This window comes from uncultured Lactobacillus sp. (assembly GCF_945290125.1).
GTDB lineage: Bacteria > Bacillota > Bacilli > Lactobacillales > Lactobacillaceae > Lactobacillus > Lactobacillus rizhaonensis.
On the sequence record NZ_CALYQV010000024.1, the window covers coordinates 15,260 to 30,178 of the forward strand.

Annotated in this window: 12 protein-coding genes; all 12 read left to right on the forward strand. The window is 37.0% G+C overall.

Features of this window, described 5'->3' with window-relative positions:
- The first annotated feature begins 3 nt into the window (after nucleotides 1–3).
- On the forward strand, nucleotides 4–4,311 hold the full coding sequence (locus Q0K80_RS05530) for a PolC-type DNA polymerase III (RefSeq protein WP_294604188.1): 4,308 nt from the start codon (nucleotides 4–6) through the stop codon (nucleotides 4,309–4,311).
- Nucleotides 4,312–4,416: 105 nt separating this feature from the next.
- Nucleotides 4,417–4,890: a ribosome maturation factor RimP gene (rimP, locus tag Q0K80_RS05535; RefSeq protein ID WP_294604190.1), complete on the forward strand. Its 474-nt coding sequence runs from the start codon at nucleotides 4,417–4,419 to the stop codon at nucleotides 4,888–4,890.
- A 19-nt stretch (nucleotides 4,891–4,909) separates the two neighbouring features.
- A complete protein-coding gene (gene nusA / locus Q0K80_RS05540; protein WP_294604192.1) occupies nucleotides 4,910–6,154 on the forward strand; it encodes a transcription termination factor NusA in 1,245 nt (414 codons plus the stop codon).
- A gap of 18 nt (nucleotides 6,155–6,172) precedes the next feature.
- On the forward strand, nucleotides 6,173–6,469 hold the full coding sequence (locus Q0K80_RS05545) for a YlxR family protein (RefSeq protein WP_110446180.1): 297 nt from the start codon (nucleotides 6,173–6,175) through the stop codon (nucleotides 6,467–6,469).
- Nucleotides 6,470–6,471: 2 nt separating this feature from the next.
- Complete coding sequence (locus Q0K80_RS05550; protein ID WP_294604194.1) at nucleotides 6,472–6,783, forward strand: ribosomal L7Ae/L30e/S12e/Gadd45 family protein; 312 nt, start codon at nucleotides 6,472–6,474, stop codon at nucleotides 6,781–6,783.
- A 4-nt stretch (nucleotides 6,784–6,787) separates the two neighbouring features.
- Entirely contained in the window at nucleotides 6,788–9,427 is a 2,640-nt protein-coding gene (gene infB / locus Q0K80_RS05555; protein WP_294604196.1) for a translation initiation factor IF-2, read from the forward strand.
- A 17-nt stretch (nucleotides 9,428–9,444) separates the two neighbouring features.
- Nucleotides 9,445–9,807, forward strand: coding sequence for a ribosome-binding factor A (locus Q0K80_RS05560; RefSeq protein WP_294604198.1), 363 nt, complete (start codon nucleotides 9,445–9,447; stop codon nucleotides 9,805–9,807).
- Nucleotides 9,808–9,852: 45 nt separating this feature from the next.
- The gene (gene truB, locus Q0K80_RS05565) at nucleotides 9,853–10,746 is read left to right on the forward strand and encodes a tRNA pseudouridine(55) synthase TruB (RefSeq protein ID WP_294604200.1); all 894 of its coding nucleotides are present in this window, start codon (nucleotides 9,853–9,855) and stop codon (nucleotides 10,744–10,746) included.
- Nucleotides 10,747–10,764: 18 nt separating this feature from the next.
- The gene (ribF, locus tag Q0K80_RS05570) at nucleotides 10,765–11,697 is read left to right on the forward strand and encodes a riboflavin biosynthesis protein RibF (RefSeq protein ID WP_294604202.1); all 933 of its coding nucleotides are present in this window, start codon (nucleotides 10,765–10,767) and stop codon (nucleotides 11,695–11,697) included.
- 136 nt (nucleotides 11,698–11,833) lie between these two features.
- The gene (hrcA, locus tag Q0K80_RS05575) at nucleotides 11,834–12,883 is read left to right on the forward strand and encodes a heat-inducible transcriptional repressor HrcA (protein ID WP_294604204.1); all 1,050 of its coding nucleotides are present in this window, start codon (nucleotides 11,834–11,836) and stop codon (nucleotides 12,881–12,883) included.
- 12 nt (nucleotides 12,884–12,895) lie between these two features.
- Nucleotides 12,896–13,486: a nucleotide exchange factor GrpE gene (gene grpE, locus Q0K80_RS05580; protein ID WP_294604207.1), complete on the forward strand. Its 591-nt coding sequence runs from the start codon at nucleotides 12,896–12,898 to the stop codon at nucleotides 13,484–13,486.
- An 18-nt stretch (nucleotides 13,487–13,504) separates the two neighbouring features.
- Nucleotides 13,505–14,919, forward strand: a 1,415-nt coding sequence (gene dnaK / locus Q0K80_RS05585) for a molecular chaperone DnaK (RefSeq protein WP_294604209.1), incomplete at its 3' end; no start/stop codon positions are given.

The window sequence follows — 14,919 nt, forward strand, 5'->3', positions numbered from 1 at the left end:
TTCGTGACTGATAAAAATAAATTATTTTTAAGGTTATTGCAGCAAATAAAGTTTCCGCAAGAATTTGCAGATAATAAGTTGTTGCAAAAAGGCGAAATTGAGAACGTGGATGTTTACGCTAGAGAACACAGGTGGGATATCCACGTTCTTTTTACTACACCGTTAAAATTTGAAACTTTTGATGCACTAAATAAGGCAATAACCGCTAATTTTTCTTCTTTTGTAAATACTCGTTTATATATTCGTTCCCAGGATGGAGCGGATGACTACTTAACCGATTATTGGCACTATGCTGTCCAGAATTCTCAGGCTTTACAGCCGGTAGCTCGAGAATTTATTTCCAGCCATAAACCTAAAAAGGAAGATGGACGCTGGATTATTCCCGTAGATAATTTGGTTGTTGATGGGTTGCTTGAACAAAAGATGCTTGATGAGCTAGCTGAAGAAATGAGAAATTATGGTTTCTTTAATTTGAAGTTTGTGACTGAAATCGATGATGAAAATTCTCTCAATAATTTAGCCAGTCTTCAAGAATTGCAGGAACAGCATGAGCAAAATATGCAGGAAGAATATGATGCTGCTCCAACACAAGAAAAAGTCAAAGCTTCAAGTTATCCTACTAAAAAAAGTCGTTATGGCAACCGTAAGCTTGATGAGAATCTGCCTATAACACAAATAAAAGATGTTATCGATGGTAGTAGAAATGTTGTAATTGAAGGGAATATTTTTAATATTTCTAGTAGGGAGCTAAAAACAGGTTCAATTATATTTACTGGTGAAATAACAGACTATACTGATTCCATCTCATTTAAAAAATTTGTTTCTGATAAAGATCAAATTCAAGGTATGAAAGACATAAAGCCTGGAACATGGGCAAAAATGCAGGGATCAGCTTCTCAGGACCAATGGAGTCATGATACAGTTTTTAACATTTCTGCTTTGGAAATTATTGAGCATGTTGGGCGAACGGAAAAGTATCAAGGTGATGAAAAAAGAGTAGAATTACATCTGCACACAAATATGAGTCAGCTTGATGCAACTAATACGGCAACAGACTTTGTCAAAACAGCCAAAAAGTTTGGCCAAAAAGCAATCGCTATTACCGATCATGCCGATGTTCAAGCCTTTCCAGAAGCATATAATGCTGGTAAAAAGAATGGCGTCAAAATTATTTATGGTCTTGAAGCTAATATGATTGATGATCATGCTCTACTTGTTCTTAATCCTGCATCAATGACTTATAAAGATCGTGAATTTGTCATTTTTGACGTTGAAACAACTGGTCTTTCTTCTGTTTATGATACAATCATTGAAATTGGCGCTGTTAAGATGAAAAATGGTGAAGTTCTTGAAAGATTTGACAAATTTATCAATCCCCACCATCCGCTAAGCGAACAGACAATCAACTTAACTTCAATTACCGATGAAATGGTTGGGGCTGCTGATGACGAAGCTATAGTAATTAAGCAATTTCAAGATTTTTATGGCGATCGACCACTTTGCGGCCATAATGTGCAATTTGACGTTGGATTTGTCAATGCTGCACTGAGACGGGCAGACCTCAGTGAAATAACTCAACCGGTAGTGGATACACTTGAAGTATCGCGCTTGCTCCACCCAGAGCAATCAAGACATACGCTTGATTCATTGGCTAAAAAATATAATGTAGTCTTAGAGCATCATCATAGAGCCAATCAGGATGCTGAGGCTACAGGCTATTTAATGTTCAAGCTTTTGGAAGCTTTTACCAAAAAGTATCATGAAGATGATTTGGGTAAGATGAACGAATATGCTGCTCAAGGTCAAGTGTTTAAGAGAGCACGACCGCAACATATGACTATCTTAGCTAAAAATCAGACTGGTCTTAAAAACATGTATAGGTTGGTTTCAATCGCAAGTACGAAAGATTTTTATCGGATACCAAGAACACCAAAGTCTGATTTGGTAAAAAATCATGAAGGCCTGCTATTCGGTTCAGGTTGTTCTGACGGCGATGTTTTTGTCGCAATGATGCAGAAGGGCTACGATGAGGCTCGTAAAAAAGCCCGCTTTTATGATTATCTTGAAATTCAACCTCCTGCAAATTATTCCATTATGATTGAAGATCATTTGATTGCCGACGAAGCAGAACTTGAAGAAATTCTGACTAACATTTATAAATTGGGTAAAGAATTAAATAAACCGGTAGTAGCTACTGGAGACGCGCATTACATTGAAGAACACGATGCTATCTACCGTACAATTTTAATTTCGGCACAACGCAGCAATCCTGATAGAAACAAAAAGCAGCCTGATATGCACTTTTACACTACTCAGGAAATGCTGAATGCGTTTAACTTTTTAGGTGAAGATGTTGCAAAGGAAATAGTCATTACCAATCCTAATAAAATAGCTGAATCAATTGACGAAATTTCACCTATTAAAGATGGACTTTATCCCCCTCACATTGATAATGCAGAAGAAGAAATGAAACGGTTGACATATGACAAGGCTCATGAGCTATATGGAGACCCCTTACCTAAGATAGTTCAAGACAGACTTGACATGGAACTTAACTCGATCATTTCAAATGGTTATGCAGTTATTTACTTGATTTCACAAAGATTGGTGGCTAAATCTAATAAAGACGGTTATTTGGTTGGCTCACGGGGTTCTGTTGGTTCCAGTCTTGTTGCTACAATGTCTGGAATCACTGAAGTCAATCCTCTGGCACCACACTATCGTTGCCCGAAATGTAAATACTCGCAATTCTTTGAAAATGGTGAATATGGTTCAGGTTATGACCTGCCTGATAAAAAGTGTCCCAAATGTGGCGCAGATCTAGTTAAAGACGGGCAGGATATTCCATTTGCTACATTTTTAGGTTTCCATGGTGACAAAGTTCCAGATATCGATTTGAATTTCTCTGGTGACTATCAACCAGTGGCTCATAACTTTATTCGTGTAATGTTTGGACCTGATAATTCCTACCGCGCCGGTACAATTGCCACAGTGGCAGATAAAACAGCCTATGGCTATGCTAAACACTATGATGAAGAAAAAGAATTAAATTTGCGCGGAGCAGAACTAGATCGTCTTGCGGCTGGAGTCAGCGGTGTTAAGCGAACTACTGGTCAGCACCCGGCAGGAATAGTTGTGGTTCCAGATGATATGGATATTTATGACTTTACTCCGGTACAATATCCAGCTGATGATGTTAATGCTGCCTGGTTAACGACTCATTTTGACTTTCATTCAATTCATGATAATATCTTAAAATTTGATATTTTAGGACATGATGATCCAACGATGATTAGGATGTTGCAGGATCTTTCAGGCATTGATCCCCTAACAATCCCACCTGATGATCCTGGAGTGATGTCATTATTTTCAAGCCCTAAAATATTAGGTGTGACTCCTGAACAAATTCAATCAGAAACAGGTACCTTAGGGGTACCGGAATTTGGTACTAAATTTGTTAGAGGGATGCTTGAAGAGACCAAGCCAACTACTTTTTCTGAATTGTTGCAAATTTCAGGTTTATCACATGGTACTGATGTCTGGCTAGGAAATGCCGAGGAACTGGTTAATAATGGTACTTGCAAGTTAAAAGATGTTATTGGTTGTCGTGACAATATCATGATGGACTTAATCCACTGGGGTGTTAAACCTGAAGTAGCCTTTTCAACAATGGAATCTGTGCGTCATGGCCGTGGAATTAGTGATGAAGATATGGCTGTTTTAAAGAAAAATGATAAGATACCTGACTGGTATATTCCGTCTTGTCTCAAAATTAAATATATGTTTCCTAAAGCCCATGCTACAGCCTATATCCTTATGGCTCTTAGAATTGCCTGGTTCAAAGTTTATTATCCTGAGATTTACTATACTGCTTATTTTTCAGTCCGTGCCGACTTATTTGATTTGGTAGCTATGAGCCATGGTAAGAATACGGTCAAAAAGGCAATGGCCGATATTCAGAATCAGGGAAACGATGCATCGGCAAAGGATAAGAGTTTATTAACAGTTCTTGAAATTGCTAATGAATGTTTAGAACGTGGAATTAAAATTAAAATGGTCGATATCAATGAGTCAGAAGCGACCAATTTTAAAATAATAGATAAGCATACTATTTTAGCACCGTTTAATGCCGTCCCGGGACTAGGCAATAATGCCGCTAAGCAAATAGTAGCTGCTAGAACTGAGCAAAAGTTCTTGTCAAAAGAAGATTTGGCTAATCGGGGCAAAGTATCTCAGACAATCATGGATTATTTGGAAGATAACGAAGTCCTAGCTGGTATGCCAGAACAAAATCAACTTTCACTCTTTTAAAATTTTGCAGTATTAATATAAATGTGCTATACTTTTTAAAGAAGTTCGAATAAATGATTCGGAGTGGGCAAATTTGCTCACTCTTTTTATTACGGAGGAAAGTACTTGGCGAAAGTTAAAGATTCTGTTATCGAAGAGATCAAACCAATTATTGCTGAACGAAACGATGAGTTTGTCGATATGGAATATGTTAGAGAAAAGGGTCAGAACTATTTAAGAATATACGTTGATCGTGAAAATGGTATTGATATGGATGAAATTGCGGGGTTAAGTGAACTATTATCTACGAAACTTGATCAGTTGCAACCTGATCCATTTCCAGATCCATATATTTTAGAAGTTTCTTCGCCTGGTATCGAGAGACCATTAAAAAATGCTTCTGACTGGCAAAAGGCTTTAAATGACTATGTACATGTTAGCCTTTATCAAAAAGTTGAAGGCGAAAAGGAATATGAGGGAACTCTAAAATCTTATGATGATAACGAAATCAAGCTTGAAATAAAAGTAAAAACAAGAAAAAAGGTTTTATCACTTCCCCGTAAATTAATTGCAAATATTCGTTTTGCAATTGAGTTTTAGAAAGGTTGATTAAAAAATTATGTCTAAAGAAATGCTTGAAGCGTTTGCTACTTTGGAAAAAACTAAAGGTATAAAACAAGATGTAATTGTTGAAGCAATAGAAGCGGCACTGGTTGCGGCATATAAGAAGAATTATAACCAAGCAACTAACGTCATAGTTGAATTTGACGAGCGTAGAGGGGACTTCAAATTAATGACTGAAAAAACTGTCGTTGAGGAAGTTCATGATGAACGCCTGGAAATCAGTTTAAAAGATGCTTTGACAATTAACCGGGCTTATGAACTTGGTGATAAAATTCGGTTTGAGGTTGCACCCAAGAACTTTGGTCGTATTGCTGCTCAAACTGCTAAACAGGTTATTATGCAACATTTACGCGAAGCTGAAAGAAACCATATTATTGATGAATATTCGCAATATGAAGATGAATTGATAACCGGCACAGTTGAAAGACGTGATAATCGCTTTGTTTATGTTAAAATTGGTAATGTTGAAGCAGTAATGCCTCGCAATGATCAAATGCAAGGTGAAACTTATAATCCACAAGATCAGATTCGGGTTTTAGTGACTCATGTTGGCTCAGATTCAAAGGGAGCCCAAATTACGGTTTCACGCACTGCACCTGATATGGTAAAAAGGTTATTTGAACAGGAAGTACCTGAAATTTACGACGGAACGGTAGAAGTTGTTTCAATTGCGCGTGAAGCAGGAGACAGAACCAAAATTGCTGTGAAATCGAATGATCCTAACATTGATCCGGTTGGTACTTGCGTTGGTCAAAGAGGTGCCAGAGTGCAAAATGTAGTCAACGAACTTGACGGAGAAAATATAGATGTAGTTAAATACGAAGAAGATCCGTCAGATTATATAGCTAATGCTTTAAATCCTGCAGAGGTTATTGCCGTGCAATTTGGAGATGAAGATGATGAAAAAAGTGCTTTAGTAATAGTTCCTGATTACCAATTATCACTGGCAATTGGGAAAAAGGGACAAAATGTTCGTTTGGCTGCACGGTTAACAGGTTATAAAATAGATATCAGACCAGAATCAGAAGTAGAATTTGTTGATGAAAGCAGTGATCAAGCTGAAAAGGAAAATAAAGAGGCTGAATCTGACACTTTCGTAGCAGGTGATGCAAATTCTGCAAGTGATGTAACAGATAATTCTGCTGAAAAAGAAGAACCTGCATCTGAAGAGACCAAAACAGAAGATGGACTTCCAGATGAAGTTACTAACGGTGAAACGGTAGATACTACTGGAGAATAATGCAAGGAGTGAAACTTTTTGAAAAAAAGAAAGATTCCAATGCGAAAAGACTTGTTAACTAATACTATGCAGCCCAAAAAAGAATTGGTCAGAATTGTGGTTGACAAAGAAAAAAATATCGCAGTTGATCCTACTGGAAAGAAACCTGGTAGAGGAGCATATGTCTCACTTGATCCAAGTCAGATTAAAAACGCTCAGAAAAAGGGACTGATTGAGCGCAGCTTAGGAACAAAAGTACCTGAAGAGTTTTACCAAGAGCTTTATTCATATGTTGACCATCAAAAGGCAAGAAAAGAATTGTTTGGTGATAAATAGGTTTGCAAATTAGACAAAAAGCATTAAATTTAATAGGACTAAGCCAAAAGGCAGGTAAACTGGTTTCAGGATTTGAAATTGTGTCAATGGGCGTAAAGGCTAAAAAAGTTAAGCTAATTATTTTAGCTCATGACACACAGGCAGATACCACCGCAAAGATTAGCAAAATTGGAAAGCAAAATAACGTACCTGTGATTACAGAATTCAATAGCAGTGAAATTTCCCAAGCTATTGGTAAAAAGCGTAAAGTTTTGGGAATTACTGATGCTGGTTTTGGCAAAGCAATGTTACAAAAAATCAAAGAAGGAGTGTGATTTGATGACTAAAACAAGAATTTATGAATTGGCGAAAGAATTAGGCATCGATAATAAAACTGTGGTCAATAAAGCAAAGGACCTGGGGTTTGATGTAAAAAATCATATGTCATCACTTGAAGATACACAAGTAGAGCAAATAAAGGGTAGTTTCCGCAGCAGCTCCGCTCCCGCCAAAAAGCAAGAAAGACCAGCGAAAAAGAGTAGTAAAATCAAAATTTCTGTTACTTCAATTCGAAAGAATGAAAAAAAGCATGATGAAACTAAGAATAGTAAAAGTAATAGAAAAAATAATAACTTTCACAAATCAAATAATAGATCAAGACAAGGTCAAGATCGCACTAGACAACATTCCAATTTGAGTCAAAAAACTTCTAAACCAGTAGCTCAAGATTTATTAAAGCAATTAAAGCAAAAACAGCGAGTGGAAGAGAAAAAATTAAATCGGCAAACGGAAAGAGCACAAAAGTCTTATAAAGAAAATCAGACTAAAATTAAACCAGCGTCTGATGAAACTAATAAGTCTGTTTCTAAGACAGAAAATAAAGTAGTTAAAACTGAAACTACAGCTCCTAAAGTGACTGGACCTAAAATTCTTAAACCTTCACCAGCCAGGTTTAAGAATAATCAAAAGTCTACGCCTGTTCGCCAGCCTAAAATTTTAGATACTGCTGCTCCTGAACCCGAAAAAGAAGAAAAACGTCGTGGCAACGGTCATGGTCGTAACTCTGGCAAGCCAGGCAGAAAAGGTAAAAATCAAACCTATGGTGCAAATAATTATTCGAAGCATCAAGAAAAGCGTAAACGTAAAAATAAGAAGAAGCAGTTTGAACAAGTACCTAAAAAGCAGCCAACGCAAAGAAAAGAGCGGCCATTGCCAGATACTCTGGTTTACGAAGTGGGTATGAATGCTCAAGACTTAGGAAAAATTCTGCACCGCGAGCCAGCGGAAATAGTTAAAAAATTATTTATGCTGGGTGTCATGACTAATCAAAATCAATCCCTTGATAAAGATGAAATAGAATTAGTGGCGGCTGAATATAATATTAATGCTCAAGAAAAGGTTCATGAGGATATATCTGACATTGATAATCTTTATGACAAGAGAATGAAAGCCTCTTTGAACTCTAAGCATTTAATTAAGCGTCCACCAGTAGTTACCATTATGGGACATGTTGACCATGGTAAAACTACTTTGCTTGACCGCTTACGTCACACTCATGTTTCGGCTCATGAAGCTGGAGGAATTACGCAAAAAATTGGTGCTTACCAGGTAAGGGTTGATAATCAGCCAATTACTTTCTTGGATACACCAGGACATGCCGCATTTTCAAATATGCGTGAACGTGGTGCAGAAATTACCGATATTGTTGTCTTGGTTGTTGCTGCAGATGATGGTGTAATGCCACAAACTGTTGAAGCTATTGATCACGCTAAGAGTGCCAAAGTTCCAATTATCGTTGCCATTAACAAGATGGATGTTCCGGGAGCAAATCCTGAGCATGTTACTGAACAGTTAATGAAGTACAATTTAATCCCGGAAAATTACGGTGGGGACACAATATTTGTTAACATTTCTGCAAAAACCGGTGAAAATGTTGATGAACTCTTGCAAATGATTCTCCTGCAGGCAGATGTGATGGAATTGAAAGCAGACCCAACGCAAAAAGCAATTGGTACTGTTATTGAAGCCAGACTTTCTCGTGGACGCGGTCCTGTTGCCGACCTTTTAGTTCAACAAGGAACACTAAAGGTTGGTGATCCAATTGTAGTTGGGAACCGCTTCGGTAGAGTTCGCGTCATGACTAATGACCGTGGTCGTCAAGTCGAAAAGGCCACACCATCAATGCCGGTAGAAATTACTGGACTAAATGATGTTCCAGAATCTGCTGATAAAATAGTAGTATTCGATGATGAAAAGACGGCTAGAAGTGTTGGTGAGCAAAGAGCGCAACAAGCTTTGCAACAATCTCGTGAAAATGTTCAACATGTTACTCTTGATAACCTGTTTGACACAATGAAAAAAGAAAACATGAAGGAAGTTGATGTTGTCTTAAAAGCGGATGTTCAAGGTTCTGTAGAGGCTTTACAGCAGTCACTTGAAAAGATAGAAGTTGAAGGTGTGCGTGTAAACATTATTCATGCCGGAGTTGGTGCTGTAAATGAATCAGATGTTACTTTGGCTGGCGCTTCGAATGCCTTTATAATTGGCTTTAATGTTCGTCCAACAGCTACTGCAAAATCACAAGCTGAAACAGATGGTGTGGATATTCGTTTGTACAGCATTATTTACAAGGCTATTGACGATGTTAAAGCTGCGATGAAGGGTATGCTTGAACCAACATATGAAGATAAGGTTGTAGGTAATTTAACTGTACGCGAGACTTGGAAGGTTTCCAAGGTGGGAACAATTGCTGGTGCCTTTGTCGATTCTGGTTATGTTTCAAAAGATTCTGAAATCAATTTGATTCGTGATGGTGTTGTAATATATACTGGAAAAGTGGCATCACTTAAAAGATTTAAAGATGATGCTAAAATGGTTAAACAAGGGTTTGACTGTGGTTTAACAATTGAGGGCTACAATGATATCAAAATTGGTGATGAAATGGAAGCCGTTGAAAAGCAAGAAGTCAAACCAGAGTAATTAACTGGGAGGAAAGTATGAAACACAGAATTGGTCGTGTTGAAGGAGAAATCCTCCGTGAATTAACGAAAATTTTGCGCAAAAATATTCGTGATCCACGTGTTAATGACGTTACAATCACAGCTGTTGAGTGTACTAATGATTTCTCATATGCTACTGTTTACTACAGTATTCTTTCAGAAGATACAAAAAAGGAAGAAGAAGCTGCAGCTGGTTTAAATAAAGCAAAAGGTATGATGCGACATTTATTAGGCCAAGTCTTAACAGTTTACAAAGTTCCTGAATTGATCTTTAAACGAGATAATTCAGTTAAATACGGTAGTAAAATTGATCAGTTAATCGCTGAAGTAAAAAAGCAGGATGCAAATCGAAATAATTAAGAAAAGCGCTGTTAGGCGCTTTTTTTATGGTTAGGGTATGGAAAAATGTTAAATGGTATTTTGGTAATAGATAAAGAAAAAGGCATGACAAGTGCTGATGTTGTCTATCACTTACGCAAAATCTTGCATATTAAGAAAATAGGTCATGCGGGTACTCTAGATCCAGATGTTACGGGTGTTTTACCAGTTGCAATAGGTCAGGCTACTAAGTTAATTGAGTTAATGCATACTCAAAACAAAAGATATATCGGTCAGGGAATACTTGGTTTCGCCACCGATAGTTACGATACTAGCGGCAAAATAACAGCTAACAAAAAAATTAGGACGGAAATCACTTCAACTGAGATAAAAGATGCAATGCAGGAATTTGTGGGACAAATTGAACAGGTGCCGCCAATCTATTCTGCCGTGAAGGTTAAGGGCAAGCATTTGTATGAATATGCACGAGCTGGCATTGAAGTAGAACGACCTAAAAGACAGGTCGAAATTTTGGCTTATAATCTTGTAAATGAACCTACCTTTGATAAAGAAAAGGGTCAAGAAACTTTTGATTTTGAAATTGAATGTAGCAAAGGTACCTATGTTCGTTCTTTAATAAATGATTTAGGTTCTAAGTTAAAAGTACTAGCAGTGATGAAATGCTTGCGTCGCACATCTAGTTCAGGCTTTGATATTAGTCAGTCTGTTAAATTGTCTGAAATAACAGAAGATCCTAAATTAGTTGATCAAATTATTCAACCAATTGATTCCTTTTTTACCAATTATGCACAACAGGATCTTGATGAAAAATTATGGTCTAAAGTTAAAAATGGTGCAGCTATTTCTTTGAAAACAAATGCAAATAATGTGGCATTACGTTACAATAATAAAGTTAAGGCAATCTATCAAAAAGATGGTACCATTTATCGCCCGTATTTAATGCTTTTACAAAATGAATAGGTGAATGAAGGTCTTATTATGGAAATTATCCATTTAACATACCCCTTTAAGGAAAACATAATTCCCCAAAATATTATTCTTGCTTTAGGTTTCTTCGATGGGGTTCATCGTGGACATCAAGAATTAATCAAAATTGCAAAAGAAAAAGCAACGCAAAAACATCTGCCAATAGTGGTAATGACGTTTGATCGTCATCCAAAAGAAGTCTATCAAAATAAAAAAGTTACTTACATAGATACACTTGCAGAAAAAGCCTACAAGATGCAAAAACTTAAAGTTGATTATTTGCTGGTGATGCATTTTAATGAGGCATTTAGTAAACTAACAGCGCAGGAATTTGTTGATAATATAATAGTTAAATTACACGCAGATACTGTCGTAGCTGGTTTTGATTACACCTATGGTCCCAAAGACACTGCCAATATGAAAAATTTCCCTAAGTTTGCTCAGGGAAGATTCGATATTGTTAATGTCCCTAAGCAATCTTATGATGGTCAAAAAATTGGTTCTACGGAAATCAAGAAGGCAATAACTAGTGGAAATATGGAATTAGCTGCTAAGCTGTTAGGTTTTCCCTATGTTATGTCAGGCTATGTTGGTCACGGTTTACGCAATGGCCATAAACTCGGTTTTCCTACAGCCAATTTGGTTTGGACTGAAGACAAGGTTGTTCCTAAAATTGGGGTGTATGCGACTAAAACCAGGATTTGTGGTAAGTGGTATGACTCAATGACAAGTGTAGGCTATAATGTGACTATCAACCAAGGGAAAAAGCTTTATATTGAGTCAAACCTATTTGGTTTTGATCAGGAAGCTTATGATGAGGAAATGGTAATTAAATGGTATAAGTATACCCGAAGTGAAATTAAATTTGCCAGTTTAAAAGAGTTAACAAAACAAATGAGTCAAGACGAGGCTGAAATTAATAATTATTTTGCTGCGATGAATTAATTAATGATACTGATAAAAATGATTGACGTTTTTTAAGAAAAAAGTTAGCACTCAACTTGACATTCTGCTAAAAGCTAGTATCATATAAATTGTTAGCACCTAATCAGATTGAGTGCTAAAAGTGAGGGCGATATTTATGTTGACCGAACGTCAAGAATTAATTTTAAAAACAATTATCAATGATTTTACGCAGACACATGATCCTGTTGGGTCCAAGACTGTTATGAACCAACTGCCTATTAAGGTTTCAAGTGCTACTATTCGTAACGAAATGGCTGTTTTAGAAGATAAGGGTTTGATTGAGAAAACTCATTTATCCAGTGGCCGCGTACCTTCAACTGAAGGCTACCGCTACTATCTTGACAACTTGGTTGAACCTTTACAAATTTCATCTTCTGTATACAAGCGAATCATTAGTCAGCTTGATCAACCGTTTCATCAGGTTAACGACATCGTACAGGCAGCTGTAAAAATTTTATCGGATCTAACCAATTACACAGCATTTGCGGAAGGACCTGAAAATAGTGAATTAACTATTACTGGTTTTCGTATCGTGCCGTTGTTTAACAGACAGATTATGGCTGTCCTAGGAACTAGCGACGGTGACGTTCATGACCAGGTTTATACTTTACCTTATAATGTTAATGGTGATGAAATTGAACAGGCTGTGCGCATGATTAACGATCAGCTGGTTGGCAAAACTTTAGATCAAGTTACTCCTGACTATCTTAAAAAGACTTTGGGCAATAAACTTAAAGTTGCTCATGTCTCTGAACTGATTAGTTTGGTCGAGGATGTTATTAACGATGCTGCCAGTGAGCAAACCTATGTTGACGGTCAGATTAACCTGCTTAATAGCATTTCTTTGGACGATGTTTCAAATTTAAGATCGCTCTATGAAATGATTGAGCATAATGATTTGATTTCCAGTATTTTGGACAATAGGCAAAATTTGAAAAGCGACAGGTATCCCGTGCGAGTTAGTTTAGGATCCGAATTATCAAATGATTTGTTAAAGGATTACAGTCTGCTTACGGCAGAGTATAGCGTTGGTTCTCATGGAAAGGGTATAATTGCTTTACTTGGCCCTGATAATATGCCGTATTCTCAGGTGATTGGATTACTCGAGTATTTCAGAAACGAGCTATCTAAAAAATTACTTGATTATTATGGTAGATTCAAATAAAGGAGGTTAGCCGTGAGTAAAGAAGAAAATAATAATAGTAATAACTCAAAAAAAGAGCCAAAAAAAGCTGAACATAAAAAGTCACAGGCAGAAGTAGAAAATTCTAAGGCTAACAAAGATAACAAACCTGAGTCTTTGGAAAGTAAATTGCAGCACAATTTGACTCAATTGCAAAAAGAAAAAGACGATCTGGAAGATAAGTATTTGCGCAGTCAAGCTGAGATGCAAAATATGCAAAATCGCTATAATAAAGAAAGAGCGCAGCTTATCAAATATGAATCTCAATCTTTAGCTAAAGATGTTTTACCCGCGATGGATAATTTAGAAAGAGCTTTAGCTACTAAAGTCGATGATGAAGCATCAAAACAGCTTAAAAAAGGTGTCCAGATGACCCTTGATTCACTTGTTAAAGCGATGAAAGATCACGGTATCAGTGAAATTACAGCTGAAGGTGTCAAATTTGATCCTAATTTACACCAAGCTGTTCAAACCGTTGCGGCTGAAAATGATGATCAAAAAGATCATATTGTACGAGTTTTGCAAAAGGGATACTTATATAAAGATCGTACTTTAAGACCAGCTATAGTTGTTGTAGCACAATAATTGAAAGGAAGCATATCAATGTCAAAAGTTATCGGAATTGACCTCGGAACTACTAACTCAGCAGTTGCCGTTTTGGAGGGTAAAGAACCAAAAATTATTACCAACCCAGAAGGAAATCGTACTACTCCTTCAGTAGTTGCTTTTAAAGATGGAGAAGTCCAAGTTGGTGAAGTTGCCAAAAGACAAGCAATTACCAATCCCAATACTATTTCTTCTATTAAACGTCACATGGGCGAAACTGATTACAAGGTTAAAATTGGTGATAAAGCTTATACACCACAGGAAATTTCAGCAATGATCTTGCAGTATATCAAGAAATTCTCTGAAGATTATTTAGGCGAGAAAGTAACTGATGCTGTTATTACCGTACCTGCATACTTTAATGATGCTCAGCGTCAAGCTACTAAAGATGCTGGTAAAATAGCTGGTTTAGATGTTAAGAGGATTATTAATGAACCTACTGCATCTTCACTTGCATATGGTTTGGACAAGGATGCAGAAGATGAAAAAGTCTTAGTTTACGACCTTGGTGGTGGTACTTTCGATGTTTCCGTACTGCAATTAGGTGATGGCGTCTTTCAAGTATTGTCAACTAATGGTGATACCCACCTTGGTGGTGATGATTTTGATAATAAGATTATTGACTGGTTGATTAAGAACTTTAAAGATGAAAATGGTGTTGACCTTTCAAAAGATAAGATGGCTTTGCAAAGGTTAAAAGATGCTGCCGAAAAGGCGAAGAAAGATTTGTCTGGTGTGTCAGCAACCCATATTTCACTGCCATTTATTTCCGCGGGTGAATCGGGTCCATTGCACCTTGAGGCAGATTTAACACGGGCAAAATTCGACGAACTGACTGCTGATTTAGTTGAAAAGACTAAGATTCCATTTGATAACGCCTTAAAAGATGCTGATTTAACAGTTAATGACATTGACAAGGTGATTTTAAATGGTGGTTCTACCCGAATTCCTGCCGTACAGGATGCAGTTAAGAAGTGGGCTGGTAAAGAGCCTGATCACTCAATTAACCCAGACGAAGCTGTTGCTTTAGGTGCTGCTATTCAAGGTGGCGTTATTTCAGGTGACGTTAAGGATGTTGTTTTACTTGATGTAACTCCATTATCACTTGGTATTGAAACAATGGGTGGTGTATTTACCAAACTTATTGAAAAGAATACAACTATTCCAACTTCAAAGAGCCAAATTTTTTCAACTGCTGCAGATAATCAACCGGCTGTTGACGTTCATGTTTTGCAAGGCGAGCGCCCAATGGCTGCCGATGATAAGACTTTAGGACGGTTTGAATTAACTGATATTCCTGCAGCTCCTCGTGGTGTACCACAAATTCAAGTTACTTTTGACATTGACAAGAATGGTATCGTTAATGTTTCTGCTAAAGATATGGGAACTGGAAAAGAACAAAAGATTACTAT